Annotated in this window: 20 protein-coding genes; 18 read left to right on the top strand and 2 right to left on the bottom strand. The window is 69.3% G+C overall.

Annotated features, from left to right (window positions below; genetic code table 11):
- The first annotated feature begins 136 nt into the window (after positions 1–136).
- Together clpB and ACOOGH_RS06670 are read left to right on the top strand one after the other, a co-directional pair.
- Positions 137–2,761: an ATP-dependent chaperone ClpB gene (clpB, locus tag ACOOGH_RS06675; RefSeq protein ID WP_420448179.1), complete on the top strand. Its 2,625-nt coding sequence runs from the start codon at positions 137–139 to the stop codon at positions 2,759–2,761.
- Positions 2,758–3,234 carry a hypothetical protein gene (locus tag ACOOGH_RS06670; RefSeq protein ID WP_420448178.1) on the top strand — a complete coding sequence of 159 codons (477 nt, stop codon included), beginning with the start codon at positions 2,758–2,760 and terminating at the stop codon, positions 3,232–3,234. The genes clpB and ACOOGH_RS06670 overlap by 4 nt, the downstream gene beginning before the upstream one ends.
- Here ACOOGH_RS06670 and ACOOGH_RS06665 read toward each other — a convergent pair.
- Positions 3,221–3,973, bottom strand: a complete 753-nt coding sequence (locus ACOOGH_RS06665; protein ID WP_420448177.1) for a TIGR04283 family arsenosugar biosynthesis glycosyltransferase — start codon at positions 3,971–3,973, stop codon at positions 3,221–3,223. The two genes, ACOOGH_RS06670 and ACOOGH_RS06665, sit on opposite strands and share 14 nt — an antisense overlap.
- Complete coding sequence (gene mce, locus ACOOGH_RS06660) at positions 3,970–4,359, bottom strand: methylmalonyl-CoA epimerase (protein ID WP_420448176.1); 390 nt, start codon at positions 4,357–4,359, stop codon at positions 3,970–3,972. Before mce ends, ACOOGH_RS06665 begins: the two co-directional genes overlap by 4 nt.
- 226 nt (positions 4,360–4,585) lie before the next feature.
- Here mce and trxA point away from each other — a divergent pair, with 226 nt between their 5' ends.
- The 16 genes from trxA to ACOOGH_RS06580 all read left to right on the top strand — a co-directional run bounded on the left by trxA (position 4,586) and on the right by ACOOGH_RS06580 (position 26,402).
- Entirely contained in the window at positions 4,586–4,924 is a 339-nt protein-coding gene (trxA, locus tag ACOOGH_RS06655) for a thioredoxin (RefSeq protein ID WP_420448175.1), read from the top strand.
- 100 nt (positions 4,925–5,024) lie between these two features.
- A complete protein-coding gene (gene rsmI / locus ACOOGH_RS06650; protein ID WP_420448174.1) occupies positions 5,025–5,870 on the top strand; it encodes a 16S rRNA (cytidine(1402)-2'-O)-methyltransferase in 846 nt (281 codons plus the stop codon).
- A complete protein-coding gene (locus tag ACOOGH_RS06645; protein WP_420448173.1) occupies positions 5,867–9,232 on the top strand; it encodes a hypothetical protein in 3,366 nt (1,121 codons plus the stop codon). The genes rsmI and ACOOGH_RS06645 overlap by 4 nt, the downstream gene beginning before the upstream one ends.
- Positions 9,233–9,281: 49 nt before the next feature.
- Positions 9,282–11,060, top strand: a complete 1,779-nt coding sequence (locus ACOOGH_RS06640) for a hypothetical protein (protein WP_420448172.1) — start codon at positions 9,282–9,284, stop codon at positions 11,058–11,060.
- Positions 11,057–12,352, top strand: a complete 1,296-nt coding sequence (locus ACOOGH_RS06635) for an asparagine synthetase B (RefSeq protein ID WP_420448171.1) — start codon at positions 11,057–11,059, stop codon at positions 12,350–12,352. The genes ACOOGH_RS06640 and ACOOGH_RS06635 overlap by 4 nt, the downstream gene beginning before the upstream one ends.
- A gap of 72 nt (positions 12,353–12,424) precedes the next feature.
- Positions 12,425–13,324, top strand: a complete 900-nt coding sequence (locus ACOOGH_RS06630) for a hypothetical protein (RefSeq protein ID WP_420448170.1) — start codon at positions 12,425–12,427, stop codon at positions 13,322–13,324.
- Positions 13,325–13,455: 131 nt separating this feature from the next.
- Positions 13,456–16,149, top strand: coding sequence for a valine--tRNA ligase (locus tag ACOOGH_RS06625; protein WP_420448169.1), 2,694 nt, complete (start codon positions 13,456–13,458; stop codon positions 16,147–16,149).
- A 53-nt stretch (positions 16,150–16,202) separates the two neighbouring features.
- Positions 16,203–17,774: an Ig-like domain-containing protein gene (locus tag ACOOGH_RS06620; RefSeq protein WP_420448168.1), complete on the top strand. Its 1,572-nt coding sequence runs from the start codon at positions 16,203–16,205 to the stop codon at positions 17,772–17,774.
- The gene (selA, locus tag ACOOGH_RS06615; RefSeq protein ID WP_420448167.1) at positions 17,771–19,147 is read left to right on the top strand and encodes an L-seryl-tRNA(Sec) selenium transferase; all 1,377 of its coding nucleotides are present in this window, start codon (positions 17,771–17,773) and stop codon (positions 19,145–19,147) included. Before ACOOGH_RS06620 ends, selA begins: the two co-directional genes overlap by 4 nt.
- Positions 19,140–19,808, top strand: coding sequence for a phosphoribosylglycinamide formyltransferase (gene purN / locus ACOOGH_RS06610; RefSeq protein WP_420448166.1), 669 nt, complete (start codon positions 19,140–19,142; stop codon positions 19,806–19,808). The genes selA and purN overlap by 8 nt, the downstream gene beginning before the upstream one ends.
- Positions 19,809–19,814: 6 nt before the next feature.
- Positions 19,815–21,404 carry a bifunctional phosphoribosylaminoimidazolecarboxamide formyltransferase/IMP cyclohydrolase gene (gene purH / locus ACOOGH_RS06605; protein ID WP_420448165.1) on the top strand — a complete coding sequence of 530 codons (1,590 nt, stop codon included), beginning with the start codon at positions 19,815–19,817 and terminating at the stop codon, positions 21,402–21,404.
- A 132-nt stretch (positions 21,405–21,536) separates the two neighbouring features.
- Positions 21,537–22,565 carry a protein-methionine-sulfoxide reductase catalytic subunit MsrP gene (gene msrP, locus ACOOGH_RS06600; RefSeq protein WP_420448164.1) on the top strand — a complete coding sequence of 343 codons (1,029 nt, stop codon included), beginning with the start codon at positions 21,537–21,539 and terminating at the stop codon, positions 22,563–22,565.
- Between the two features lie 116 nt (positions 22,566–22,681).
- On the top strand, positions 22,682–23,686 hold the full coding sequence (coxB, locus tag ACOOGH_RS06595; RefSeq protein ID WP_420448163.1) for a cytochrome c oxidase subunit II: 1,005 nt from the start codon (positions 22,682–22,684) through the stop codon (positions 23,684–23,686).
- A 10-nt stretch (positions 23,687–23,696) separates the two neighbouring features.
- A complete protein-coding gene (gene ctaD / locus ACOOGH_RS06590; RefSeq protein WP_420448162.1) occupies positions 23,697–25,529 on the top strand; it encodes a cytochrome c oxidase subunit I in 1,833 nt (610 codons plus the stop codon).
- On the top strand, positions 25,529–26,098 hold the full coding sequence (locus ACOOGH_RS06585) for a cytochrome c oxidase subunit 3 (RefSeq protein WP_420448161.1): 570 nt from the start codon (positions 25,529–25,531) through the stop codon (positions 26,096–26,098). Before ctaD ends, ACOOGH_RS06585 begins: the two co-directional genes overlap by 1 nt.
- Positions 26,099–26,105: 7 nt before the next feature.
- Positions 26,106–26,402, top strand: a complete 297-nt coding sequence (locus tag ACOOGH_RS06580; RefSeq protein ID WP_420448160.1) for a cytochrome C oxidase subunit IV family protein — start codon at positions 26,106–26,108, stop codon at positions 26,400–26,402.
- The last annotated feature ends 25 nt before the right edge of the window (positions 26,403–26,427 follow it).

The raw sequence follows: 26,427 nt of genomic DNA, 5'->3' as shown, positions 1-26,427 counted from the left end.
GTTCCGGCGGATTCTGCCTGACGATACATGCACGGGAGGGGGCACGCGGATTGCTCTTGAAACGGGGAGGCCGCACGCCGAGGGCGGCGGTCCCGCGTGAAGGCTCATGAACGGACCCAGGAGCGGTGGATAGACGATGATCCCGACCGACAGACTCACGCTGAAGGCCCGCGAGGCTCTGGCCGAGGCGGCGCTCGCCGCACGCCGGGGCGACAACCCCGCCGTCGAGGACGTGCATCTGCTCGCGGCGCTGCTCGCCCAGGAGGGGGGCGTCATCGTACCGGTCCTGCAGACGACAGGTATCGATCTCCCGGAACTGGAGGCGCGGCTGGACGACGCTGTCCGCCGCCTGCCGAGGCAGAGCGGAGCCTCCCCGACGCCCAGCCGCGAACTCGACCGCGTCCTCGACGACGCCGACGCGCTCGCGGGGGAGATGGGCGACTCGTACGTGACGACCGAACACCTCCTCCTCGCCCTCGCGGGGAAGAAGGCCTCCACGACCGGCCCGTTGCTGCGGAAGGCCGGGGCAGGTCCGGAAGCGGCGCGCCGAGCGGTGGAGAACGTCCGGGGGCCGCATCGCGTAACGGATCAGGATCCGGAGGGGAAGTATCGCGCCCTCGAGCGATACGGGGTCGATCTCACGGCCGAGGCCCGCGCCGGGAAGCTTGATCCGGTCATCGGCCGGGACGCCGAGATCCGCCGCGTCATGCAGGTCCTGTCGCGGCGGAGGAAGAACAACCCGGTGCTCATCGGCGACCCGGGCGTGGGGAAAACCGCGATCGCCGAAGGCCTCGCGCAGCGCATCGTCGCCGGCGACATCCCCGAGTCCCTGCGCAACAAGCAGCTCGTGCAGCTGGACATCGGCTCGATGCTGGCGGGCGCGAAGTACCGCGGCGAGTTCGAGGAACGCCTGAAGGCAACATTGAAGGAGATCACGGAATCCGGCGGTCGCTATGTCATCTTCCTCGACGAACTCCACACCGTGGTGGGTGCCGGGGCGGCCGAGGGCGCGGTGGACGCGGGCAACATGCTCAAGCCCGCCCTGGCACGGGGCCAGCTCCGCATGGTGGGAGCGACGACGCTCGACGAGTACCGGTTGCATATCGAGAAGGACCCGGCGCTCGAGCGGCGGTTCCAGCCGGTTCTCGTCGGCGAACCCGGCGTGGACGACACGGTGGCCATCCTGCGCGGACTCAAGGAGCGCTACGAGGTGCACCACGGGGTACGGATCACGGACCCGGCCCTCGTGAGCGCCGCGCGTCTGTCGGACCGTTACATCGGCGACCGCTTCCTGCCCGACAAGGCAATCGACCTCGTGGACGAGGCCGCGTCCCGGCTCCGCATCGAAATCGACTCCATGCCGGAGGAGATCGACGAGCTGGACCGAAGGGTGACGCAACTGGAGATCGAGCGTGAGGCGTTGCGGGAAGAGGACGACGCCCGGAGCCGGGGGCGACTCGAGGAACTCGAAGGCGAACTCGCGGCGGGGCGCGAGTCCCTCGCGGGCCTGAATGCGCGCTGGATCCGAGAGAAGGACACCATCGAGACGGTCCAGCGGTTCAAGCGCGAGATCGAGGAGCTCGGCGTGGAGGCACAGCAGGCCCAGCGGCGCGTGGACCACCAGCGCGCTGCCGAGATCCTGCACGGGGAGCTGCCGAAGCTGCGGGCCGAACTCCTCGCCGCGGAAGCGAAGCTGAAGGAGATCCAGGACGAGGGCTCCTTCCTGAACGAGGAGGTTGGATCCGGCGAGATCGCCGAGGTCGTGGCGATCTGGACCGGGATTCCGGTCGCCCGGATGCTCGAGGACGAGAAGGACCGCCTCGCCACGCTGGAGGACCACCTGCATCGGCGCGTGGTGAACCAGTCGCACGCCATCACGGCGGTGTCGGATGCCGTGCGGCGGAGCCGCGCAGGGCTCCAGGACCCGAACCGCCCGATCGGAAGCTTCATGTTCCTCGGCCCCACCGGTGTCGGGAAGACGGAGACGGCGAGGGCGCTCGCCGAGTTCCTCTTCGACGAGGAGTCGGCCATGGTCCGGATCGACATGTCCGAGTACATGGAGCGGCACGCGGTATCACGCCTCATCGGAGCACCTCCCGGATACGTCGGCTACGAGGAAGGCGGGCAGCTCACCGAGGCCGTGCGGCGGCGTCCCTATACGGTCGTGCTCTTCGACGAGATCGAGAAGGCCCACCCGGAGGTCTTCAACGTCCTTCTCCAGATCCTCGATGATGGCCGGTTGACGGATGGCCGCGGGCGAACCGTAGATTTCCGTAACGCCGTGCTGATCATGACGAGCAACATCGGAAGCTCCACAATCCTCGCTCGTTCCGAGGCCGGCGAGTCGTGGGCCGGAACGGAGGCGGAGGTCGAGAACGCGCTGCGCGGCCGCTTCAAGCCGGAGTTCCTCAACCGGGTGGATGAGATCCTCGTCTTCCAGCCGCTGAGCCGCGAGCATCTCGAGTCGATCGTCGGGATGCAGGTAGAGCGGGTGGCCGGCATGCTGGCGGAGCGCGAAATCCGGATCGAGGTCAGCGACCCGGCCCGGCGAAGGATCGCGGAGATCGGGTACGACCCCGCCTTCGGGGCACGTCCGCTCAAGCGCGCGATTCAGCGCTTGATCGCGAACCCGCTCGCGATGGCCTTCCTGGAGGGACGCTTCAGCGAGGGGGACGCCCTGCGCGTGGACATCGACGCCGACGGCGACGGACTGCGCTTCGTGCCGTTGGGGAGATCCGATACACCGGAGGAAGGGGAATGAGGGCAGCTGTCTTGAAGAGTGTCCGGGGGCCGGCCTGGGTCCTGGTCGGCGCCCTGGCGGGTGTCGCCGCCGTCGGCTGTGCCGCACGCGGCGGAGACCTCGCGGCGGTGGATGGGGGCGACCGGTACGGGGCCGAGTCTGCAGAGGTGGCCATCGGGCGCTTCCTCGATGCCGCGCGGTTGCGGGACTACCCCGCCATGGCCCGGCTGTTCGGGACGGCCGAAGGCCCGGCAGAACGTCGCTGGGGGCGGGTCGAGACGGAACGGAGGATGTTCGTGTTGGCGAGCCTGCTCGCGCCGCGAGCTTACGGACTGCGTTCGAATCCCGTCTCCGAAGCCGGCGGAGCTTCGCGCTGGATGGTCGACCTCGCCGGCACGCGCAACGGGGATGTGAGCCTCCCGTTCATCGTCACTTCGCAGGGGGACCGCTGGTTCGTAGAGCGCATCGTGACGGAGGGCCTCAGGGCTCCGTGATCCCCGGCGGGCGTTCGTGGTAGCGGCGCAGATGCCGCGGGTCCGCGCCTGCGAGGAAGGCGGCGCGTAAGGCCCAGTGCTTGACGACTGTGCGCAGGAACCCCGCTTCCCACCGCCGACTCGAGGTGCGGACGGCGAGCGGCAGGAGGTGAAAGCGGGCCACCCGCCGCACGGCCCGAACGAAGGTCACGTCCTCGAACAGGGGAAAATCCGTGAAACCGCCGCAGGCGTCGTAGGCGTCCCGCGTGGCGAAGAGCGCCTGGTCCCCCGTGGCGGTGTTGAACAGGCGCGTCCGCCAGTTTACGCCCCGCTCGAGCAGACCGTAGCGCCAGCGGTGCGCACGGGGATGGATGGCGAAGCGGAAGCAGCCTGCCCCCGCGCCTGCACGAACGACGGCGCGGATGGCTGCCTGGGCGCCTGCCGGAAGCCATGTGTCCGCATGCAGAAAGATGAAAATCTCTCCGGTCGCGGCCCGCGCCCCGGCGGCGAGCTGGGCGCCGCGGTTGCTACGGGTCGACAGAACCCGGCCATGGTCTGCCGCGATCCCCGTCGTACGATCCCGGCTGCCTCCGTCGACCACGATGACCTCCGTCCCCGGTCCGAGAACGGACTTTGCCCGCCGCAGCGTCTCCCCGAGCAGGGCTTCCTCATCGAGCGTGGGCACGATGACGGAGAACTCCGGTGCGGGGCGGTGCGGGCGCCGCGGGGCGCCGGCGTGGGGCTCCGACTCCCGGATCACCCGCGCCCGGGATCCTCCCGCATCTCCAGGAGCACTCCCTTCAGCGAGCGCGGATGCAGAAAGGCAATGCGGGCGCCGCCGGAGCCGCGGCGGACCCGCGGCGGTATCGCTTGCGCACCGGCCGCTTCGGCTTCCGCGAGGGCGGCCTCGAGATCGTCGACGCGGACGCAGACGTGGTGAATGCCGGGGCCGCGTCGGTCGAGGAAGCGGGCGATGGGCGATTCCGGGGTCAGGGGAGCGATCAGCTCGATCCGCGCGGGCCCCTCGCCGAAGAAGGTGGCCCGAATGCCCTCCGAGGGAACGGTTTCCTCTCCGGAGGGCGGCTGGCCGAGGATGGCGGACCACTGCCTAACGGCTTCCGGCAGCGAGTTGACCGCGATTCCCACGTGGTCGATAATGGGCGCGCCCGGGGTACGGTTGTCTTGGTTCACTGAGGCCGAAGACCCTTTAGCGTTCCTTGGGAGATTGAGAACACGGTCGGCGGCGCCGGGGTACGACACCTCACCGAAGCCCGCGCGCGGGAACGTATTCCGGCCCCGGCACCGGAGCCAGTGAGAATGAAGCCGCTCCTCCCGGTCGGGCCGGGCGGGGCGCCACGAAAGGGAGATTTAGATGACTGAGGCCACGAACGGAGGGCCGCTCGAGATCACGGATGCGAATTTCGCGGACGAGATAGAAGGTGCGGATGGTCTGGCGATGGTGGATTTCTGGGCGGAGTGGTGCGGGCCGTGCCGCCTCGTCGGACCGATCGTCGACGAACTCGCGCAGGAGTATTCGGGTCGGGTCACGATCGGGAAACTGGACGTGGACGCGAACCCGCAAACCGCGTTCCGCTTCAACGTGCGCTCGATCCCGAGCATCATCTTCTTCAGGGACGGAGAGGTCGTGGACACCCTGGTGGGAGCCCACCCCAGGGATTCTCTGGAGAGGAAGATCCGCGAACACTCCTGAGGGGCGTTGCCGCCAGCCCGCCGATTCCGCGCCCCCCGGCCCGCTGGCTTCGGGGGGCGCGGGCGCATCCGGCGGTGAACGGGAGACGAGGACGCGCGTCGTGACGGGAACGCTCTACGTGGTCGGGACGCCGATCGGCAATCTGGACGACATGCCGCGGCGGGCGGTCCGGGTTCTGCGCTCGGTCGACGTGTGCTACGCGGAAGACACGCGTCGTACGGGCATGCTGCTGGCGCGGCTGGAGGCGAACATCCCGCTGCGGTCGCTACACATGCACAACGAGCGCGCGAGGGTGGAGGAGTTGCTCGCGGCTCTCGCCACGGGACGCTCCGCCGCCCTCGTGTCAGACGCGGGAACGCCAACCGTGTCGGACCCGGGCTATCGGGTGGTGGCGGCCGCCCGCGACGCGGGACATGAAGTGCTTCCAGTCCCCGGCCCCTCGGCCGTGCTGGCCGCGCTCTCGGTCTCCGGCTTTCCGGCGGACCGGTTCCTCTTTCTCGGCTTCGCTCCCCGGCGCGGTGGCGAACGCTCCGCCTGGATCGACGACCTCCGCTCATGCGTGGACACGGCGGTCGCCTTCGAGGCGCCGGGGCGGGTGGGCACTCTCCTCGACGAGTTGACCGAATCGGGCCTGGGCGAGAGGGCCGCCGTCGTTTGCCGGGAACTGACGAAACTGCACGAGGAGACGACGGTTGGGTCCGTGCGCGAGTTGGCGTCGGCCTTCGCGACGCGCGCGCTCAAGGGTGAGGTGACGATCGTCTTCGGGCGGGGCGAGGCAGGCAACGAAGCACCCGATCTGGCGGTCCTGATGGAAGAGGCGCGACATTGGTCGCGCGACGGCCTGCGGCGGCGCGAGATAGCCGACCGCCTGGCTACGGAGTTTGGACTGAGCCGGAACGAGGCCTATCGCGTGAGCTTGCAGGTCCAAGAGGCGCCCTCGGAATGAGTGACGGATTCGGCTTTGAACGGCTGGCCGCCGCCTGCGCGGCTGCCCGAGCGCGCGCCGCAGGGACGGCCGCCGCTTCGGCCATTGCGCTGGGCGGAGCGCTGATCCTCCTCCTTTCCTTCCTCCCGGCTTCCGCCCGGGAGGGCCGTGGCTCCCTCGTCCCGCTGGCCCTCGCATTCGTGCTGTGGGCCGGCTTCGCCGGGCTGGTGTGGGTTGTGCGCCGCGTCTGGCGCGCGCTACGCCCGCATACGGTGGCCGAGGAGGCGGACGCCGCGGCCGGACTGGGAGCCGGCGATGTCCGCTCGGCGATTGAATTGGGGAGGGCAGGGAAGACCGAGGGTGCCGGGCTCGCCGCTCTGCACCGGGCACGCGTATCCGAGGCGCTGGGCGGGGGCGCGCCGCGAGGGCTTCTGCCGGTCACCGGCCCGGGGTGGCAGCGGCGGATTCGTCGCGCGGGCCTCGCCGTGGTTCTCACGCTGATCGCGATCTCGACGGCCGCTCTGGTGCGCCCTCAGCCCACCTTCTCCGCCGCTGCGGCGCTGGGGGCGCCGTGGCGGACCGCCTTTCCGGCACCGCTCCCGCCGCTCGGCCTGACCGGCGCGGCCGGCGTGCCGCGAGGAGATGCGGCGGTGGTGTCCATCTCGGCTGTGGGGCGCGATCGCGTCGATCTGGTGTGGCGCGCCGCCGGCCGGGCGCCGGAGCGCGTTGCCCTGGGGGTATCGGTGGCGGGTTCGGCGGAAGGCCGCACGGGGCCTGTCATCTCTCCCACGGCCGTGTGGGTCGAAGACCGGGCCGGCTTTTCGAGCGACACGCTTCGTGTCCGTCCCCTCGAGCCGCTTCTCGTCCAGGATCTTCAGCTCACCGTTGAGTTCCCGGCGTATCTGGGGCGCGTATCGGAGAACTACCGCGGCCGGATTCCGCCGCTCGTGGCGCCGGAAGGTACGAGGTTGCGGCTCAGCGGAGAGACGAACCTCCCGCTCGATGACGGGGCCCTCTCATGGGAGCCCGGCGAGAGCGAAACCGGCGCGGCGGCATCCCGCATCCCGCTCGAGATCGCGGGTTCACAGTTCGCGGTTTCCTGGGTTCCCGAGCGCACAGGCGCCTGGGCGTGGCATTTGCGGGCCGAGTCTTCGCTCGGTGCCCCCATCGTCCCCGACCCGATCCGGGTGCTGCTGGTCCCCGATCTTCAGCCGCGCATCGACCTCCTCTACCCGGCTCCGGACACGACCCTCGGCTACGAGCGCGTGATGCCGGTCATCGTGGACATTGAGGATGACATCGGTCTCCGCCGGGCTTTTGTTCGCAGCTGGCGTTCGGGATTGGGCAGCGAGAACGCGGAGCGGCGGGAGGCGCTCTCTCCCGAACCGGCCGGCGCGGCGCGAGCGGTGTTTCGGCATCTGCTCGACCGCAGCGCCGAGTCCTTCCTCCCCGGGGACACCCTGTTCTACTTCTTCGAGGCCTTCGACGGACACCCGGGCCGAGGCCCCGCCCTTTCCGACACCTTCCTCTTGCGCATCCCGACATTCACCGAGATTCGGGACCAGCGCGCGGAGCAGACCGAGGCCCTGTCCGAAGACGCGCAGGCTCTGGAAGAGAGGTTGGAGGCGCTGGCCGAGGCGGCGGCCGACGCGGCGCGGCAGACGGACGCGGAGGGGGACGACAGCGAGGACGTTCGGTTCGAGGCCACGGAAGAGGCTCGGAGCGTGCTCGACGAGGCGCAGCGCTCCGGAGAGGAGCTCGCGGGGATCGAGGAGCAGATCGAAGCCCTGCAGGATGAACTCGAAACCTCGCCGCTCTCCGACCCCGCACTGCAGGAGCAGTTGCAGCGGCTCGCCGAACGCTACGAGGAGCTGGCCCGGAGCGGACTCGAGGAGCAGATCGAGGCGCTCGCCGAGGCGCTGCGGGAGCTGGACCCGGAAGCGGTCCGGGAGGCGCTCGACCAGCTCTCCGAGGACTACGAGAATCTCAGGGAGCAGGTGGACCAGACACTCGGCATGCTCGAACAGGCCGCCTTCGAACAGGCGATGAAGTCGGCCCAGGCCAACGCGGATGAACTGGCGCGGGAGCAGCGGGAAGTCGCCGGGGAGCCGGACGCCGAGGCGTTCCAGGAGGGCCAGGAGTCGCTCGTCGAACAGGCCGAGGCGCTGGCGGAACGCCTGGCCGAGCTGGAGGCGGAACTCGCGGCGGCGGATCGCGAGGGGGCTGCGGACTCGGCACGGGCCGCCGGAGAGCGCACGCAGGAAGCCCTCGGGAAGATGGCCGACGCGCAGGGCGGAGCCGAGCCATCACAGTCCGGCGATCCGGGCGAGGTCGGCGAGGCCGAGCGGCAGTCGGCACAGGAAGCTGCGGAGGCGCTCGAACAGGCGGCGGGTGCCCTGGGCTCGGCGCAGCAGGAGATGAGCGGGGAGCAGGGAGAGGCTGCCGTCGAATCGCTGGCTCGTGCGCGCAGCGAAGCCCTTGAGCTGGCCGAAGAGGAAGGCCGCCTGTCGGAGGCGACCCGAGGCGAGGACACAGCGGATCCGGCATCGTGGCGGGCGCAGCAGGGCGCCGTGCGCCAGGGGCTGGAGAATCTGGTCGAGAGACTCTCCGAGGCCGGGAACGAAGCGGCCATGCTCGACCAGCGGACGGGTGCGGCGGCGGGAGAGGCGGCCGAACGCATGGATCAGTTGCTGGACCGGCTCGCCGGAGACGGAGCGCGGCGGCTCCCGTCCCGGGCGGAAGTCGAGGGCATCCAGGAGTCCCTCAACTCGCTGGCCCGGCACCTGCTGGCGAGCGAGGAGGCGGCGCGGGCCGCCGGGCAGCAATCCGCCGGCCAGGATGCGGCCGAGCAGATGAACCAGCTCGCGCAGCAGCAGCAGGCCGTGACCCAGGAGACGAGCGCGATGCTCATGCCCGGCCCGCGGCCATCGGGAGAGGAGCGCCGGCGCGAGGAGATCGCTCGGCAGCAGGAGCAGGTCGCCGAGGAACTCGGAGAGCTGGAGGACCCGGAAGGCGATCTGCTGGGGCGTCCCGAGGAACTGGCGGAGGAGGCGGCCGAACTCGCGCAGCAGCTCGAGTTGCAGGGGCCGACGCAGGAGACGCTCGAGCGGCAGCGGCAACTCTTCCGGCGGATGCTCGATGCGGGGCGTTCGCTCGAGGACGAGGATCTCGATCCCAACGAGCGCGAATCGAGCGAAGCCACGGCCCCTCCGGGGGCTCCGCCGCCGATCGATCCGGAGTTGCTGCGTGGCCGCCGCTACCCGGTGCCCGCGGAGGCTCTGCTCCGGGAACTGCCCCTGTTCTATCGGTCGTTGATCTTCGAGTACTTCGATCGGTTGAACCGCGTGCCTCCGGCGGGGGCCGAAGCCCGGCGGGAGCCCTGACGTGGATCATCCGCGCCTCCGGTCCCTCATGGGGAGGACACGCAGGACGATGCGGGTCGCCGCGCTCCTCGCGGGGGTCTGCGGTGCCCAGTTGCCGATCGGCTCCACTTTGGCCGGCCAGGCATCCGTCGCCTCCGAGCAGCGCACGGTGGCGCGGGCCGAGCGCCTCCGAGCGAGCGGACGGAGCGCGGAGGCCTCGGCAGCTCTGCGCGAGCACCTGGAGCGGGCGCCCGCCTCGTCGGCCGCACTCGCGCTGCTCGGCGAACTCGCTCTGGAGTCGGGTGAGGCTGCGGTGCTCGTGCCCTACGCCGAGGCGGCCGTGGCTGCGGCCCCGGAAGAGGAAGTGGCGCGACTGTGGTGGGTGCGAGGGCTGTCCGGGGTGGGGATGCTCGATTCGGCACTGGCCGTGAGCGACCGCTGGCTGAAGGAGGCCCCTCAACTCTCCGCGGCGCGACTGGCCCGTGCCGATGTCCAGCTTGCGGTCGGGGATTCCGCGGGAGCGGTCCGGACCTTCGGCGGCGCCGCGACGCCCGATCGGGAACTCCTCACGCGCTTCGCCGATCTTCTCCTCGCCTCGGGGGGCGGCGATCGTCTGGCCGCGGCCTGGGTCGGGCTCCTCGCCCTCACGCCTCCGGCTGTGGAGGAGGTGGAGGCGGACCTCCGGGCGGCGGAGGCCGAGGGGTCCGATGGGTCCCGTGCCCCTCCCGATTCCTTTGACCAGTTGAGGGCGAGTCTGGCCGACCGGCGGGATGGGGCGTCCCGGGCGGGGGCCATTGTTGCACTGCGGCTGGGGCGCGCCGAGGCTGCCCGGACTCTGGCGGAAACGGTGCCGGACGATCCCGAATCCGCCGCGTTCCTGCGCGACTACGTGCGGGAAGCGGAGGCAGCCGAGTTGCCCGGCGAGGTCGCCTGGTCTGCCCGGCGGCTCGTTGGGCTGAGCGCGCGGCCGGTGGACCGTCTGCGCTGGCTCGCGCTTGCCGGCGAGCAGGCCATGGCCGCCGGGGACACCGCGTCGGCGCAACGGGTGCTCGAGGAACTGATGCGCGAAAGCGCCCCCGGCGACGGTCCGCACCAATCGGCCTCGCGCCGCCTGTTCGGGTTGCTAGCGCTCAACCCTGCTTCGCTGGATGAGGCGGCCTCGGTGCTCGACCGCTATGTGAGCCAATATCCGGACTCGATGGCAGCCGAGGCCGGGATGCGGGGAGACCTCGCCCTCGGCCACGCCCGGGCTGGCGATCTCGGGGCGGCGGAGGCGCTCGTGGCCGAGGCCCGTGAGCGCGTTCGCGTCGCCTCGTCGGGTCCGCTCGACGCCGCGGCGGCCCGGCTGGCGCTGTATGCGGGACAGCAGGACTCCGCCCGCGAGCGGGCGAGCCGCAGCGTCCGTGAAGCGGAGATCGGGGCGGCGGAACGCACGCGCCGCCTCCGGCTGCTCACTCTGGTGCAGGCGGCGGACACGGCGGAGATGCGGGTCGCGGGAGCGGCCGCGCTCGGGCTCCTCGCCTCTCCGGGGACGTTCGATCCCGGGCCGGCACTGCGCGACCTGGCCGGCCGCCCCGCGTCGAGCGGCCGTTCTGTCGTGCTGGCCTTCCTCGCTGACGCGGCGGCCGCAGCCGGGCGCACCCGCATCGCCGGCGGCCTGCGGCGGCAGGTCGTCACGCAGCACCCGGAGAGCCCGGAAGCGCCGGCAGCTCTTCTGGCTCTGGCTCGCGCCTCCACTCCCGAAGAGGCCGCCTCCTGGCTCGAACAGCTCATTGTGGGATTTCCGCGGAGTGCCCTCGCGCCGGTCGCGCGGCGGATGCTCGCCGAACTCGATGGAGGGAACCGATGAAGCCCGAGATGAAACGGCGCCGCATGCAGTGCCGCCCCGCGCGCTGCCTCCTGTTCGCGGGCCTCGCCTCGCTCGCCGGCGCGCCAGGACTCGGGGCACAACTTCTCATCCCCATGGACCGCGAGCAGGAGAACCACCTCAAGGCCTACGGATATGCGTTCAGCATACTCTCCGAGGGCCAGTCGGCCGAGTGGCTCCTCAACTACCGCGCCGGGTCCTTTCTCGTGTCCGACGCGCCCTCCAACCGCCGGCGAGCCGCCCTTATGGGCGTGACCGTGGAGACGCTCGACGGCACGGATGTGGCGAGAATCCGCCGCGAAATCGAGACGCGGAACATGGAAACCGTGCCGCTTGAGAAAGCGCCCACGATCGCGGTCTACACGCCGCCGAACAGTTCGCCGTGGGACGATGCGGTGACGATGGCGCTCGAGTACGCCGAGATCCCCTATGAGCGGATCTGGGACCCGGAAGTCCTATCCGGGGAACTCGAGAACTACGACTGGCTGCACCTTCATCACGAAGATTTTACGGGACAATATTCCAAGTTCTATCTGACGCACGCCTCCTCGGCCTGGCTCCAGGAGGAAGTCGCCCGCAACGAAGCGATCTCGCGCGAACTGGGGTTTCCGCACGTCCCGGCCCTGAAGAAGGCCGTCGCGGCCCGCCTCCGGGACTACGTCGCGGGAGGCGGTTTCCTGTTCGCCATGTGCACGGCGACGGAGACGCTCGAACTCGCCCTCGCGGCGGCGGGAATCGACATTGCGGCCTCCTACGCCGACGGATCGCCCCTCGACGCCGCGGCGAGCGACAGGCTCCGCTGGGCGGAGACGCTCGCCTTTCGCGATGCCGTGCTTGTGACGGACCCCACCCTCAGCGCCTTCAGCGATATCGACGGGCACCAGGTGAACACGCCGTGGAGGGTCGACCTCGGCAGCTTCACGCTGTTCGAGTTCAGCGCCAAGTTCGATCCCGTCCCGGCCATGCTCACCCAGAACCACCGGCGCGTGCTACCCGACTTCTACGGCCTCACGACGACGTTCCGGAAGGAACGCCTCCAGGCCGGCGTCACCGTGCTCGCGGAGGAAGAGGCGCGCGGACGCGTCAAATACCTGCACGGGACCTTCGGCGAAGGCACCTTCACGTACCTCGGGGGGCACGATCCGGAAGACCCCCGTCACCTGATCGGCGATGCCCCGACGGATCTGGATCTCCATCGCCACTCCGCCGGCTATCGGCTCATCCTCAACAACGTCCTGTTCCCGGCCGCGAAGAAGAAGAAGCTGATCACATGAGGGCTCCGCCCCGGGCGGCCGGCCGGTCTGACGGCCACCTCAGGCCCGGGACCCTGGCTGGCGGGTAGATCGGTGTCCCGCACCCGAATCGACGGGTTTGCCGAGCGAAAACGCGAACGCGAGCGCGCTCAGCGCCGGACCGTGGCGGCTGGACTTCTCGCCTCGGTCGTCCTGCACGTCCTTCTTCTGATCGTGGCGGGCGGCGTCCGGGTCGATTCGCTCCCCTTCACGCTCCCCCCCATCGAAACCGTGCCCGCTCCCGACGCGCTCGTCGTGGTCGAGATCGCGCCGATCCTGCCCGAGACGCCGGAGGATCCACGACCCGAGCCGGTGCCGCCGCCGGAGGAGGAGCTTCCCGAGGCCGAACCCGAGCCGGAGGAAGTCGAAGATGAGGAAGAAGAGGCAGAAGAAGAGGAGGAGGCGGTGGAAGAGGGAGATCCCCTCCCGGGAGCGCCGGGCCTGATCGTCACCGGTCTGCCGACGCCCCCGGAAGGGCCGCGCGGCCAGACCAACGCCTCGCGGCTCCGGCTCCGCTTCAGCGATCGGCGCCTGTGGTTCGACCCGCAGTCCCCACGTCTCATCGGGGAGAGGCTGGTCCAGTTCGCCCGGGCGGACAGCGCGGTCCGGGCAATTCTGCGCGATTGGCTCGACAGCCTGCAACTCGAGGACGACATGCGCCGGCGCGCGCGCGACTGGACCTTCGAGCGTGACGGAAAGCGGTGGGGGTTCTCCGAGCGGGGGATCCATCTCGGCGACGTCACGATCCCGATTCCCATCGGCTTCGCCCCCACGGGGCCCCAGAGGCGCGCATACGAGCAGGCAATCCGCGACCTGACGGCCATCCAGATTCAGAACCTTCGTGACGATGTGGAGGCTGCGGCCGCGGAGGCGCGGGCCCGCATGCGGGAGCGCTCAGAGGAGGAGGTCCGACGCCGGCGCAGCGACACGCTGCGGGTCCGCGGCCCGCCGTAGCGTCCCCCGTCCGCGTGGTTCCGAACCCGCGGCGCCTCCGTTAGACTGAGCCGCAGCCCGGACGCCGGGGGCTCTCCCCGTCGCACCGCTGTTTCTCCCGACACCGCAACCCGTCAGTCAGGAGCCGCCCCTTGGGTGACGCTCATACTTCCACCGAACTCTCGTCCCGCTACGATCCAGCGGGGCTCGAAGGGCCGATGTACGAGCGCTGGGTCGAGGCGGGCCTCTTCCACATGCCGGCGGCGGAGGTCGAGCGGCCGTACGTGATCGTCATCCCCCCACCCAACGTCACCGCCGCGCTGCACATGGGGCACGGGCTCAACAACACCCTCCAGGACGTTCTGATCCGGCGACGGCGTATGCAGGGGTACGACGCCCTCTGGGTGCCGGGCACGGATCACGCCGGGATCGCGACGCAGAACGTCGTCGAGCGGCAACTCCGCGGAAGTGAGCTCACCCGCTTCGACCTCGGCCGCGACAAGTTCGTCGAGCGTGTGTGGGAGTGGGTCGACGAGTACGGGGGGCGGATCATCGATCAGTTGCGCACCATCGGGTGTTCGTGCGACTGGGAGCGGACCCGGTTCACGCTCGACGAAGGCCTCTCCAACGCGGTCCGCGAGGTCTTCGTCCGTCTGTACGAGAAGGACCTCATCTACCGCGGCCGTTACATCATCAACTGGTGTCCCCGCTGTCGCACTGCGCTGTCGAACGAGGAAGCGGAGCACCGGGAACTCGACGGCAAGCTCTACCGACTGAAGTACCCTCTGGCCGCCGGCGGCCATGTGGAGGTCGCGACGACGCGGCCCGAGACGATGCTCGGCGACACGGGTCTCGCGGTGTCCCCGGAGGACGACCGGTATCGGGACCTCGTCGGCCTCGAGGCCGAGTTGCCGCTGGTGGGACGGCCTCTCCCGGTCGTGGAGGACGAACACGTCGATCCGGAATTCGGGTCGGGGGTGGTGAAGGTCACGCCCGCGCACGATCCGAACGACTTCGAGATCGGGCAGCGCCACGGGCTGGAAGCGCTCGATGTGATGACGGACGGCGGGGCGATGAACGACTCTGTCCCCGAGCCCTATCGCGGCCTCGACCGCTTCGAGGCGCGCCGGCGCATCGTGGCGGACCTGGAGGCGGGAGGGTGGCTCGTGGGCGTGGAGGACCACGCGCACGCGGTCGGGCGCTGCTATCGGTGCGACACGATCGTCGAGCCGCGGCTGAGCCTACAGTGGTTCGTGCGCATGAAGCCTCTCGCGGAACCGGGGCTTGCGGCCTACGAGAGCGGAAAACTGCGCTTCCATCCGGAGCGGTTCGGCCGCGTGTATCGCAATTGGATGGAGAACATTCGCGACTGGTGCATCAGCCGGCAGCTGTGGTGGGGACATCGGATCCCCGTCTGGTACTGCGATGCGTCGGACTGCGGGGAGATCGTCGTCGCGACGGAAGACCCGGACGATTGTCCCGCCTGCGGGGGTGACCTGCGCCAGGACGAGGATGTGCTCGATACCTGGTTCAGTTCGTGGTTGTGGCCCTTCTCGACCCTGGGCTGGCCGGAACGGACGGAGGATCTGCGGTCATTCTATCCCACGGCGACGCTCGTGACGGCGCCCGAGATCCTCTTCTTCTGGGTGGCCCGCATGATCATGGCGGGCTTCGAGTTCATGGGAGAGTTGCCGTTCACCGATGTCCTGCTCAACGGGACCGTCCGGGATCAGCTCGGCCGGCGCATGTCGAAATCTCTCGGGAACGGGATAGATCCTCTGGAGGTCGTTGATTTGTATGGCGCTGATGCCATGCGCTTCACGCTGGTTCGAGGGTCTCCGCTCGGAACCGACATCCAGCTCGACCACGAGAATCTGGAGGCCGCCTTCCGGCCGGGTCGCAACTTCGCCAATAAGATGTGGAACGCCGCGCGGTTCGCGCTGCCGCACGCGCGCCCGGAGTCCGCGGGGGATGCCCCGGAACCGACGGCGCTCGCCGACCGGTGGATCCGGAGCCGGCTCGCGCGGGTAGCGCAGGAGATGGATGCGTCCTACGAGCACTTCCGCCTCCATGAGGCGGCCGAGACCGCCCACTCGTTCGTGTGGGGAGATTTCTGCGACTGGTATCTGGAGTTGGCAAAGCGTCGGCTGACCGGGGGCGGCGAGCCGGCCGGGGAGGCGGGACGTACGCTGACGGCTGTGATGCGCGGCTGGTTGTCGCTCCTCCATCCGATCATGCCCTTCGTCACGGAGGCGATCGCCGCGAAGCTACCGGATCGGGATGCCGCGGGTTCGCTCGTCACGGGACCGTGGCCGACCTGTCCGAAGGCGTGGATCGATCCCGAGGCGGACGCGGCGATCGAGGCGCTTCAGGAGTTTGTCGGGGCGGTCCGCGCGCTGCGTGCGGAATACGGTGTGCAGCCGGGGGCCCGGGTGCCGGTGCGGCTGATGGACGCGTCGCCGGCTCTGTCGTTCGCCCTCGCCGAGGAGGAGGCCAGCATCGCGCGCCTTGCGGGGCTGTCGGGGATCGAGCGGGTTGCGGGGGTCACGACTACGGCGGCGTCCGGCGACAGAGCGGGGGCCCACGCCGTGCTCCGCTCGGGCGGGGAACTTTTCCTCCCGCTCGCAGGTGTCATTGACCTCGACACGGAACGCGGGCGCATCCGCAAGGAGATGGAACGAACGGAGGGCCTGCTCGCACGCAGCCGCGGAAAGCTCGAGAACGCGGGCTTCCTCGGTAACGCGCCCGAGGAGGTCATCGCACGGGAGCGCGAGAAAGTGACGTCGCTGGGAGAACAGCGGGCTCGCCTCGAGGAGAAACTCCGATCGCTGGAGGAGGGGGTCTGACGCGCGCCGGGCCCGGTGCATCCGGGCGGGGTCCAGGAGACGTCGGGCGATTCGTGGGCTTCGTCGCCGACGGGAGGCTCCTGGCCGGGATCATGGCGATCCTCATCACGCTGGCGTGTGCGAGGGAGATGCCTCCGCCGGGCGCGCGGCCCGATGAAATCCCTCCGTCCATCGTCCGCATCAGTCCCGCGCCGGATTCGACCGTCGTCGGCTTCGACGGCGCGCTCGAAGTCCGGTTCAGCGAGCCCGTACGGATACCGAACGGGATTGCGAGGCAGATGTTCGTCAGCCCGATGGAGACGTACGAGTCGGAGGTGGGGTTCGCGGACCTGCGTCTCCGGCCGGAGGACGGGTGGCGCGACAGCGTCATGTACTGCTTCACGATTCCGACCGATGGGATCAACGACCTCTTGCGCAACGAGATGGAAGGCCGGGCCGAGTTCTGTTTTTCCACTGGGCCGGGGATCTTGGAGGCGCGGGTCGAAGGTGAGGTGATCGACGCACTGACGGGGCAGCCGCTCGAGCAAGCGCGGGTCATCTTCTGGGCGGAACCGGATTCCATCCCCTACGGCGCAATCTCGGACAGTGTCGGGAGGTTCGTGGCGCGCGGTCTGCCGTCCGGCGAGTACGAGGCCTTCGGGTTCGTCGACCGCAATCGCAACATGATTCCGGATCGCGAACTCGAATCTTATGACAGCGCGTCCGTGGCGGCTTCGCCGGATACGATGACCGAGTTGCGGCTCGTTCTCGTGGCTTCGGATACGACGCCTCCCCTGCTGGCTCGTGCGCTCGTCGTGGGAAGCGAGACCGTGCAACTCGAGTTCGATGACTACCTCCTCAATCCTCAACCGGAGGAACCGGCCATCACGATCCGGGACTCCGCTACAGACGAAGTTCTCGAGATCGTGGCCAGCCTCATCGGTTCGGCCGACGCGGTCATGTTTCCGTCCGACTCTGCCGCCCTGGCGGACTCCGCCGCGGCCGCGGATTCCGCGGCGGTGAGCGACACTGCGGCTGTCGCCGACTCCGCGGCTGCCGGGGACTCCGTGGCGGTGGCCGCGAGCCCGGATTCGGCGGACAACGCTGCCGCCGATTCCGTCGCGCAAGAAGATCCCATTCTTCCGTCGCGGTTCATCACGGTGCGGCTCGGGGCCGTTCTGGACTCCGGGACGTACCGGGTCTCGGTTACGGGAGTGGTGAACCTGCGCCGCCTCGTGGGAGGTGGTGATACGTCATTCGTGGCCGAGCCGGAGCCCCCTGCCGCCGACTCCCCGGCGGCCGCTGACTCGGCCGTGGTGGAGGATTCGACTGCCGTCGATGACTCGGCCGCGGCGGCGGACCCGGCTGCCCTCACGGACTCGGCTGCCGTCGCGGGGGATTCCCTGGAGGTAGCGCAGGACTCCCTGCCGCCCGCACAGGACGCGCCGGGACTTCCCCTCGACACGCTGGAGGCTCTCCCGGACACGCTCGGGATACCGCCGGACACGGTGGGAGCGCCGCCGGATACGCTCGCAGTCCCGCCGGACACGCTGGGGGCGCCCCCGGACACCGTCGGGCGACGTGGCCCGGTCGCGTCCGGAAGGCTGCGGTCCTCCCCGTTCCGGGCGAGGAAGCGACGAGAATGACGGACCCGCGCCGCCGGATCCCGTCGATGGACTCACTCCTCAGGGAACCCGACATCGTCGTCTGGATCGACCGTTACGGCCGCGAAACCGTGAAGGCGTCGCTCCGCCGGATCCTGGACCGCGCCCGCGCGGACGTCGGCCCCGAGCGGCCGGGTCCGGCCGCTCTCCTCGAGGCCGCGGAACGCGATCTGGAGGGGCGATCCCGGCTTTCGCTGCGGCGGGCGCTCAACGGAACGGGCGTCGTGCTCCACACGAACCTCGGCCGGGCACCGCTTGCCGAGACGGCGAGCCGGGCGCAGGGGGAGGCCGCCGGATACGGGAACGTGGAACTCTCCCTCGCGACGGGCCGTCGTGGCTCGCGGTACGACCACTGCGGCGAGATCGTATGCGAGCTGACGGGGGCCGAAGCGGCCATCGTCGCGAACAACAACGCCGCAGCGGTGGCGCTCGTGGTGAACGAACTGGCGCGCGGTCGCGACGTACTCGTGTCGCGCGGCGAGCTGGTCGAAATCGGAGGCACGTTCAGGATCCCCGATGTCGTCGCGCGGAGCGGTGGCCGGTTGCGTGAAGTCGGGACGACGAACCGGACGAGAATCTCCGACTATGAGGTGGCCGTCGACGAATCGACCGGTCTCATTCTTCGCGTCCATCCGTCGAACTACCGCGTCGAGGGCTTCTCGGCCCGCCCCCCGCTCGAGGCCCTGGTGGCCCTCGCGCGCGAGCGCGGGATCCCGTTCGCGCACGACATCGGCTCTGGACTGCTCGATCCCGGTCTCCTGCCCGGATTCCCGGAGGGGCCCACCGCGCGGGGGTCGCTGGCCGCGGGCGTTGATCTCGCGACCTGGAGCGGCGACAAGCTCCTCGGGGGGCCGCAGGCCGGGATCATCGCGGGCGATAAGGGGCTCATTGGGCGCTTGCGCCGGAATCCGCTGCTGCGGGCGTTTCGCGTGGACAAGACGACGCTTGCCGCCCTCGAGGCCACGTTGATGCTCTACCGCGACCCCGACCTCGCCGTCCGGAGTGTTCCGGCGCTGCGGATGCTGCGCGAGCCGGTGGACGCGGTCGAAGCACGCGCCGCGGCGGCAGGCCCTGAAGCCCCACCGGGAAGCGCGGTGCGCCTGGACGTGATCCAGACGGAGGCCGTGGTCGGGGGGGGCGCCTTCCCCGGGTTTGCGATTCCCTCGGCCGGATGGGCCGTGACCGGGATCGACGTCGAGCGGCTCGCAGCGGAATGCCGAGCGGGTCCTCTCCCGCTCATCGGCCGCATCGAGCGTGCGGCGTTCATCGTCGATGTGCGGACCCTGCCCGGCGAAGAGACGGCCGTGGCCGCCGAGGTCCTCACCTCGGCGCTCGAGCGTCTGGCCGATGACTGACCCCGTACGAATCGCGGTCCTCGCCTCCGGCGGCGGCTCCAACTTCCAGGCGCTCGTCGACCGCTTCCAGCGCCCGGACGACCCCGGCCGCGAGATCGCCGGCGTGATCGCCAGCCGGGAAGGGGCCGGCGTCCTCGACCGGGCGCGCCGGGCGGGCGTGGCGTCGGCCGTCACGCCGGCGACGTCGAGCAGTGAGGAGGCGGCAGAGTTCCTCGGCCACACCCTGGACGAATGGCGAAGCGACATTGTGGTGCTGGCCGGCTACATGAAGCTGCTGCCCGCGACCCTTGTACGGGCCCGGTGGGGACGGATCCTCAACATCCATCCCGCGCTGCTGCCTTCGTTCGGAGGACAGGGGATGTACGGGGGCCGCGTGCACCGCGCGGTCGTCGACTCCGGCGCGCGGATCACCGGCGCGACCGTCCACTTCGTCGACGAGGCGTACGACCGCGGTCCGATCCTGTGCCAGTGGCCCGTGCCCGTGCTCGCGGGCGATACTGCGGAGTCCGTGGCCGCCCGCGTGCTGAAGGTGGAGCACCGGATTCTCCCGGCGGCCGTGGAAGCCCTGGCGGCGGGGGCGGTCCGTCTTGAGGCGGACGGTCGCGTCCGTTGGGGTCGCGAGTGGTTCGAGACAGAGACATTCACCAACCGGGAAGGATGAGTGGGGATGCCGATTGCGCTCGTGAGCGTTTCGGACAAGACGGGCATCGAGGATTTCTGCGCGGGGTTGATCGCGCGCGACTGGGAGATCGTGTCGACAGGCGGGACGATGCGAGCGCTGCGCGCGGCGGGACTGGAGGTCCGAGGCGTGAGCGACCTGACCGGCCACCCTGAGATGTTGGGGGGGCGCGTGAAGACGCTGCACCCGAGGGTGCACGGCGGCATCCTGGCTCGGCGCGAGAAGGCGGAGGACCTGGACCAGCTCGCCGCACACGGCATGTCCACCATCGACCTCGTGGCCGTGAACCTGTACCCCTTCCGCGAGACCGTCGCACGCGGAGACGTACCGCTCGGGGAGGCGCTGGAGAAGATCGACATCGGGGGGCCGACGATGTTGCGGGCATCGGCCAAGAACCATCCCTCCGTGTGGCCGGTGTGCGATCCGTCCGACTACGGGCGCGTGCTCAAGGCCCTCGACGCGGGAGACGCGCCGGATACGCGGGCGCTGAGACGGGAGCTGGCGGCCAAGGTGTTTGGCCACACCGCGGCCTATGACGCGGCGATCACCGGTTACCTGGCCCGGCCGGATGGGGCGGCGGATTCCCCCGAGCTGCCGGCGGGGGAGGCCGTCGCCTCGCTCGTCCGCGTGCAGTCGCTCCGCTACGGGGAGAATCCGGACCAGAGTGCCGCCTTCTTCCGCGACGGGTCCGGTCCGCCGCGGGGGATTCCGGCGCTCGCACAGCTCCACGGCCGGGAACTTTCATTCAACAATCTGCTGGACGTGGACGGCGCCCTGACCGCGATCGCGCCCTTCGTGTCCGGGGGGCGCGCCGCCTGCGCGATCCTCAAGCACTCGACGCCGTGCGGTCTTGCCGTGGGCGCATCCCCGCTGGAGGCCTACGAGAAGGCGCTCGCGTGCGATCCCGTATCGGCGTTCGGTTCGGTCATCGCCTTCACGGATCCGCTGGCGGAAGCCGTCGCCGACGCCCTTTCGCATAACTTCGTGGAGTGCGTCGTGGCGCCCGGCTATTCGGAGGAGGCGCTCAGCCTTCTGCGGGAGAAGAAGAACATTCGGATTCTGAAGCCCGAGGCGGGGGCGGCGCTGGACGCGGGCGGCCATCTGTGGGAGGGGATCGAAGTGCGCGGCGTGCGCGGCGGGGTTCTGCTGCAGGCGGCTCCGCGGCCGGCGCGGGACGTGGATCGGGAGGCCGAAGTCCCGACGGCGCGGGTTCCGAGCGACACGGAGTGGGACGACCTCGCGTTCGCCTGGTCCGCGGTGCAGAGCGTGAAATCGAACGCGATCCTGCTTGCGCGAGACGGTGCGTCGATCGGCATCGGGGCGGGGCAGATGAGCCGCGTCGACTCGGTTGATATCTCGATCCGCAAGGCCCGGGCTCAGGGATTCGACGTGGCGGGCGCCGTCCTCGGCTCGGATGCGTTCTTCCCCTTCCGGGACGGCATCGATGCCGCCGCGGCTGCGGGAGTGACGGCGATCGCGCAGCCCGGCGGATCGAAGCGCGATGCGGAGGTCGTCGAGGCCGCGAACGAGCATGGCATGGCGATGGTGTTCACCGGACGTCGACTCTTCCGCCACTGACGCAGCGCCGCGTCGGGCGAAGGGTTGCGAAACACGCCGTGCCGGAGCGGTTATACTTGAGCAGGTAACGCCGCAGATGACGCGGCAGGCGCCCGGCGGAGGCCGGGGGCCGAACGGCAAGGGAGAATCCCCATGGCGAACATTCATATTCCGCCCGGCTGGCGGCTCAGGGAGAGCGAAGCCACGCCGGAGTCGGTGTACCTCGACAGGCGGCAGTTCGTGGCCCGAATGGGCGGGGGGGCGGTCTTCGCCGCCGCCTCGCTCGCATGCCGACCCGGCGGCGCCGCGACCCAGCAGCGCGGCCCGCTCGACAACATCCCGGACACTCCGACCGCGGATCTCTATCCCGCGGCCGTGAACGATCCGCGCTTCACGCCCGGCGACCGCCACAAGGAGGTGTCGCCGGAGGAGATCGTGGCCACGTACAACAATTTCTACGAATTCGGCACCGACAAGGACGGCGTGTGGCGCAACGTCGGTCCGTTCGAGGCTCGCCCGTGGGAGCTGGAGGTCACGGGCCTCGTCGACAATCCGGGGGTCTACGATCTCGTCGAACTGGAACGCGCGTTTCCGCTCGAGGAGCGCATCTACCGGCACCGCTGCGTGGAACGGTGGTCCGTCGTCGTCCCGTGGATCGGGTTCCCGCTGGCAAGGCTCCTGGAGCGGGTGCAGCCGCAGAACAACGCCCGCTATGTCGGCTTCGTGACCTTCAACCGGCCCGAGCAGGCCTTCGGACAGAAGACGCAGAGCTGGTACAAGTGGCCGTACTATGAAGGGCTACGCATGGACGAGGCGATGAACGAACTCTCTTTCGTCGTGACGGGCATGTACGGTCATCCGCTCCAGAAGCAGAACGGCGCGCCGGTTCGCATCCATCTGCCCTGGAAGTACGGGTACAAGAGCCCGAAGAGCATCGTGCGCATCGACATCACCGACGAGGTGCCGACGACCTTCTGGAACGACCTGCAGCCGTCCGAGTACGGTTTCTATTCCAACGTGGACCCGGACGTGGCGCACCCACGCTGGTCCCAGGCGCAGGAGGAAATCGTAGGTACGGGACAGCGGGTTCCGACGCTTCCCTTCAACGGTTACGGGGAGTGGGTCGGAGAACTGTACGGCGGCCGTGTGACGCCGGTCGGGGACGTACCGCACGCCCGCTGAGGGCCCGGAGGGCGGGCCACCTTGACCCGCCCTCCGTCCCCGGCTAGAGTCGGGCGGGCTCCGTGCGCGGGGCCCATCTGAATAGAGCTTTCCTCGAAACACATATAGATACGCCCTTGAGACGACGCGCGATCGCAGCGCTCGTGCTTATTCTGGGGGTGCTCGTCAGCCAGGGCTGCGGAGGCGACTATCCGCAGTCGGCCCTGCACCCCTCGTCAGACTCGGCCACGCTCCTCGACCAGCTCTTCGACCAGATCTTCTGGTGGGCGGTCGGAGTGTTCGTCGTGGTGGCGGGGATCCTCGTCTATGTGTTCGTCCGGTTCCGCGAGCGACCCGGCGATACGCGACCAGAGCAGGTCCACGGCCACCTCTTGCTCGAAATCGGCTGGACGCTGGCCCCGGCGCTCATCCTGGTGGCCATCGCAATCCCGACGATCCGGGCCATCTTCATCATCGACCGGTCCACCCCGGATCCGGATGCGCTGGTCGTCGAGGTCATCGGCAAGCAGTGGTGGTGGGAGTTTCGCTATCCGGAACTCGGGATCGTGACGGCGAACGAAGCCCACGTGCCGCTCGGCCGCACGGTCGATCTGCGGCTGCGCTCGGCGGACGTCATGCACTCGTTCTGGGTGCCGCGTCTGGCCGGAAAGCGCGACCTCGTGCCCGGCACCGAAAACCAGCTCTGGTTCCGGCCGGATTCCGTCGGCGTCTTCCACGGACAATGCGCCGAATTCTGCGGCACCGCGCACGCCCTCATGGGCATGCGAGTGATCGTGGATGAACCCGAGGACTTCGAGCGCTGGGCCCAAGCGAATCGGGCGCCGGCCTCCACGCCCGCCGCGGCGGAGGCACGGGCGGGGCAGGGCGTTTTCATGGCGAACGCTTGCGTGAGCTGCCACGCGATTCGGGGCACGCAGGCGGCCGGACAGTTCGGCCCGGATCTCACGCACTTCGCCAGCCGGCTCACGATCGCCTCCGGCGTCCTCGAGAATACGCCCGGGAACCTCGCGCGCTGGCTGGATTCCACGCAGCACGTGAAGCCCGGGAATCCGATGCCGGAAGTCAGGCTCAGCGATGCGCAGATCCGGCAGCTCGTCGCCTACCTGGGCTCGCTCCGGTAGCGGCATGGCGATGACCGACGCGCATTCCACCGGGGTCTGGAGCTGGCTGACGACCGTCGATCACAAGCGGATCGCGATCATGTACTTCGTGGTCGGCTTCGCCTTCCTGCTCATCGCCGGCGTCGAGGGACAGCTCATCCGGCTTCAGCTCGCCGCCCCGGAGCGCACCTTCCTCGACCCGGACCTGTACAACCAGCTCTTCACGATGCACGGCACGACGATGGTGTTCTTCGCCGGCATGCCGCTCGTCGTGGCATTCTTCAACTTCGTCGTGCCGCTCCAGATCGGGGCCCGCGACGTCGCCTTCCCGCGTCTGAACGCCTTTTCGTTCTGGGTCTTCCTCTTCGGCGGCCTCTTCCTGTACGCGAGCGTCCCTCTGCGAATGATGCCGGACGGAGGCTGGTTCGCGTACATGCCTCTGACGAACGCCGAGTACTCTCCGGGGCTGGGGATCGACTTCTACGTCCTCGCGCTCCTGATCTCCGGCGTCGGGTCCATCGCGGGCGGGCTGAACTTCCTCGTCACGATCCTCAACATGAGGGCGCCGGGGCTGACGTTCATGCGGATGCCGCTCTTCACCTGGATGGCGCTCATCGTCTCCGCGCTCATTCTACTCGCCTTCCCGCCCTTCACGGTCGGCCTGATCTTCATGCTCTTCGACCGCCGCTTCGGGACGCACTTCTTCGACGCGGCGGCGGGCGCCGACCCGGTGCTCTGGCAGCACCTGTTCTGGGTGTTCGGACACCCGGAGGTCTACATCCTCATCCTGCCGGCCTTCGGTATCGTCTCCGATGTGATCCCGACGTTCTCGAGGAAGATCCTGTTCGGGTATCCGGTCGTCGTCTTCTCGGGCGTGCTCATCGCCTTCCTCGGATTCGGCGTCTGGGTCCACCACATGTTCTCGGTCGGGCTCGGGCCTGTCGTCAACGCGGTCTTCGGCGGGGCGACGATGCTCATCGCGATCCCCACCGGGATCAAGATCTTCAACTGGATCGCGACGATGTGGGGAGGGCGTCTGCGCTTCAGAACCGCGATGCTGTTCGCCGTCGGGCTCGTGGCGACGTTCACGATCGGCGGGCTCAGCGGCGTCATGCACAGTTCGCCGCCGGCCGACCTGCAGCAGACGGATACGTACTTCGTCGTGGCGCACTTCCACTACGTTCTCATCGGGGGCACGGTCTTCGGCCTCTTCTGCGGCTTCTACCACTGGTTCCCCAAGGCGACGGGGCGGATGCTGCACGAGGGGCTGGGGAAGGCCCACTTCTGGCTCGCCTTCATCGCGCTGAACGTGACCTTCTTTCCGATGCACTTCGCGGGGCTTCTCGGGATGCCGAGGCGCACTTACACGTATGCGGAGGGGCTGGGGCTGGATGTCTTCAACCTGATCTCGACGATCGGCGCGTTCATCTTCACGCTCTCCTTCGTGCCGATGGTCTGGAATCTGTGGCGGACCTGGCGCCGTGGAGAGCCGGCGGGCCACAACCCGTGGGACGCGTCGACCCTCGAATGGACGACGGCCTCGCCGCCGCCGCACTACAATTTCGCCGTGATCCCCGAGGTCGACCGGCGGGATCCTCTCTGGCATCCCTACGTGGAGCCCGAGTCCCGCGTGGTGGGCGATGAACCCGGGGGTGTCGTGCCGCGCCAGCAGCCGGACGAGCCTCCGGAGCCGGTGGTGATGCCGAATCCGTCGTACTGGCCGCTCGTGCTCGCCGTGGGGATGCTTCTCATGACGGTCGGCGGCCTCGGATCGCTGGGGCTCACCCTCTTCGGCCTGCTCGTCACCGCGGTCGGACTCTTCGCGTGGGCCTTCGAGCCTCCGTTCGGCCAGGAGTCGCACTGATGGAGGGGCCGACGTCGACGGGGATCCCGAACCGCAAGCTCGCGATGTGGACCTTCATCGGCTCCGAGTGCATGCTCTTCGGCACGCTGATCGCGACGTACATGATCTACCGCGGCCGGAATCTCGTGCCGCCCTATCCACACGATCTGCTCAACATCCCGTTCATCACGGTCACGACCTTCGTGCTCCTGATGAGCAGCCTCATGATGGTGCTAGCGCTGGCGGCGGTGCAGAGGAACGACCTGCGGGCGACGAAGCTGTGGCTGGCCCTGACGGCGCTGTTCGGCCTCATATTCCTCGGCGGGCAGTACTACGAGTTCAGCCACTTCGTGCACGAGGGCCTGCCGTTGTCGAGGAACCTGTTCTCGTCGACCTTCTTCGTCCTTACGGGGACGCACGGAGCCCACGTCGCGGGGGGCGTGGTCTGGCTGAGCACGCTCTTCGTGCGGGCGGCGAACGGCAAGCTCGACGCCCGCCAGGCGGAGACGGTGGAAATCGCCGGCCTCTACTGGCACTTCGTGGACGCCGTGTGGATTATCCTCTTCACCCTCATCTACCTGCTGGTGTGAGGCACACGTGAGCCGCCACTCCGCCGAATCGCACCCGAGTACGCGCCTCTACGTCGCCGTCGCGGCGATCCTCGCCGCCCTGACGGCGCTCGAGGTGATGGTGTTCTACATCGAAGCGCTCGCGCCCGTGCTCGTCGCGATCCTGCTCGTGATGATGGCGGCGAAGTTCGCGCTGGTCGCGATGTTCTTCATGCACCTGAAGTCCGACGGCCCGGTCCTGACGGCCATCTTCGCGTGGGGGATCTTCATCGCCACGGCCATCATCGTCGGTCTGCTGGCGATCTTCGGAAAGTTCGGCGCCTAGCGTTGTATCGGTCCCGCGTCCCGGC

Source organism: Candidatus Palauibacter sp., assembly GCF_965213655.1.
Taxonomy (GTDB): Bacteria; Gemmatimonadota; Gemmatimonadetes; order Palauibacterales; family Palauibacteraceae; genus Palauibacter.
Note: the sequence above shows the minus strand (reverse complement) of the source record. Positions and strands in the feature narration are given on the sequence as shown.

Coding starts and splice junctions, on each gene's coding strand:
- ACOOGH_RS06585 (WP_420448161.1), top strand. CDS start 25,529: ATGGAGGGGCCGACGTCGACGGGGATCCCGAACCGCAAGCTCGCGATG.
- ACOOGH_RS06640 (WP_420448172.1), top strand. CDS start 9,282: ATGCGGGTCGCCGCGCTCCTCGCGGGGGTCTGCGGTGCCCAGTTGCCG.
- ACOOGH_RS06670 (WP_420448178.1), top strand. CDS start 2,758: ATGAGGGCAGCTGTCTTGAAGAGTGTCCGGGGGCCGGCCTGGGTCCTG.
- ACOOGH_RS06635 (WP_420448171.1), top strand. CDS start 11,057: ATGAAGCCCGAGATGAAACGGCGCCGCATGCAGTGCCGCCCCGCGCGC.
- purH (WP_420448165.1), top strand. CDS start 19,815: ATGCCGATTGCGCTCGTGAGCGTTTCGGACAAGACGGGCATCGAGGAT.
- clpB (WP_420448179.1), top strand. CDS start 137: ATGATCCCGACCGACAGACTCACGCTGAAGGCCCGCGAGGCTCTGGCC.
- msrP (WP_420448164.1), top strand. CDS start 21,537: ATGGCGAACATTCATATTCCGCCCGGCTGGCGGCTCAGGGAGAGCGAA.
- ctaD (WP_420448162.1), top strand. CDS start 23,697: ATGACCGACGCGCATTCCACCGGGGTCTGGAGCTGGCTGACGACCGTC.
- purN (WP_420448166.1), top strand. CDS start 19,140: ATGACTGACCCCGTACGAATCGCGGTCCTCGCCTCCGGCGGCGGCTCC.
- trxA (WP_420448175.1), top strand. CDS start 4,586: ATGACTGAGGCCACGAACGGAGGGCCGCTCGAGATCACGGATGCGAAT.
- ACOOGH_RS06645 (WP_420448173.1), top strand. CDS start 5,867: ATGAGTGACGGATTCGGCTTTGAACGGCTGGCCGCCGCCTGCGCGGCT.
- selA (WP_420448167.1), top strand. CDS start 17,771: ATGACGGACCCGCGCCGCCGGATCCCGTCGATGGACTCACTCCTCAGG.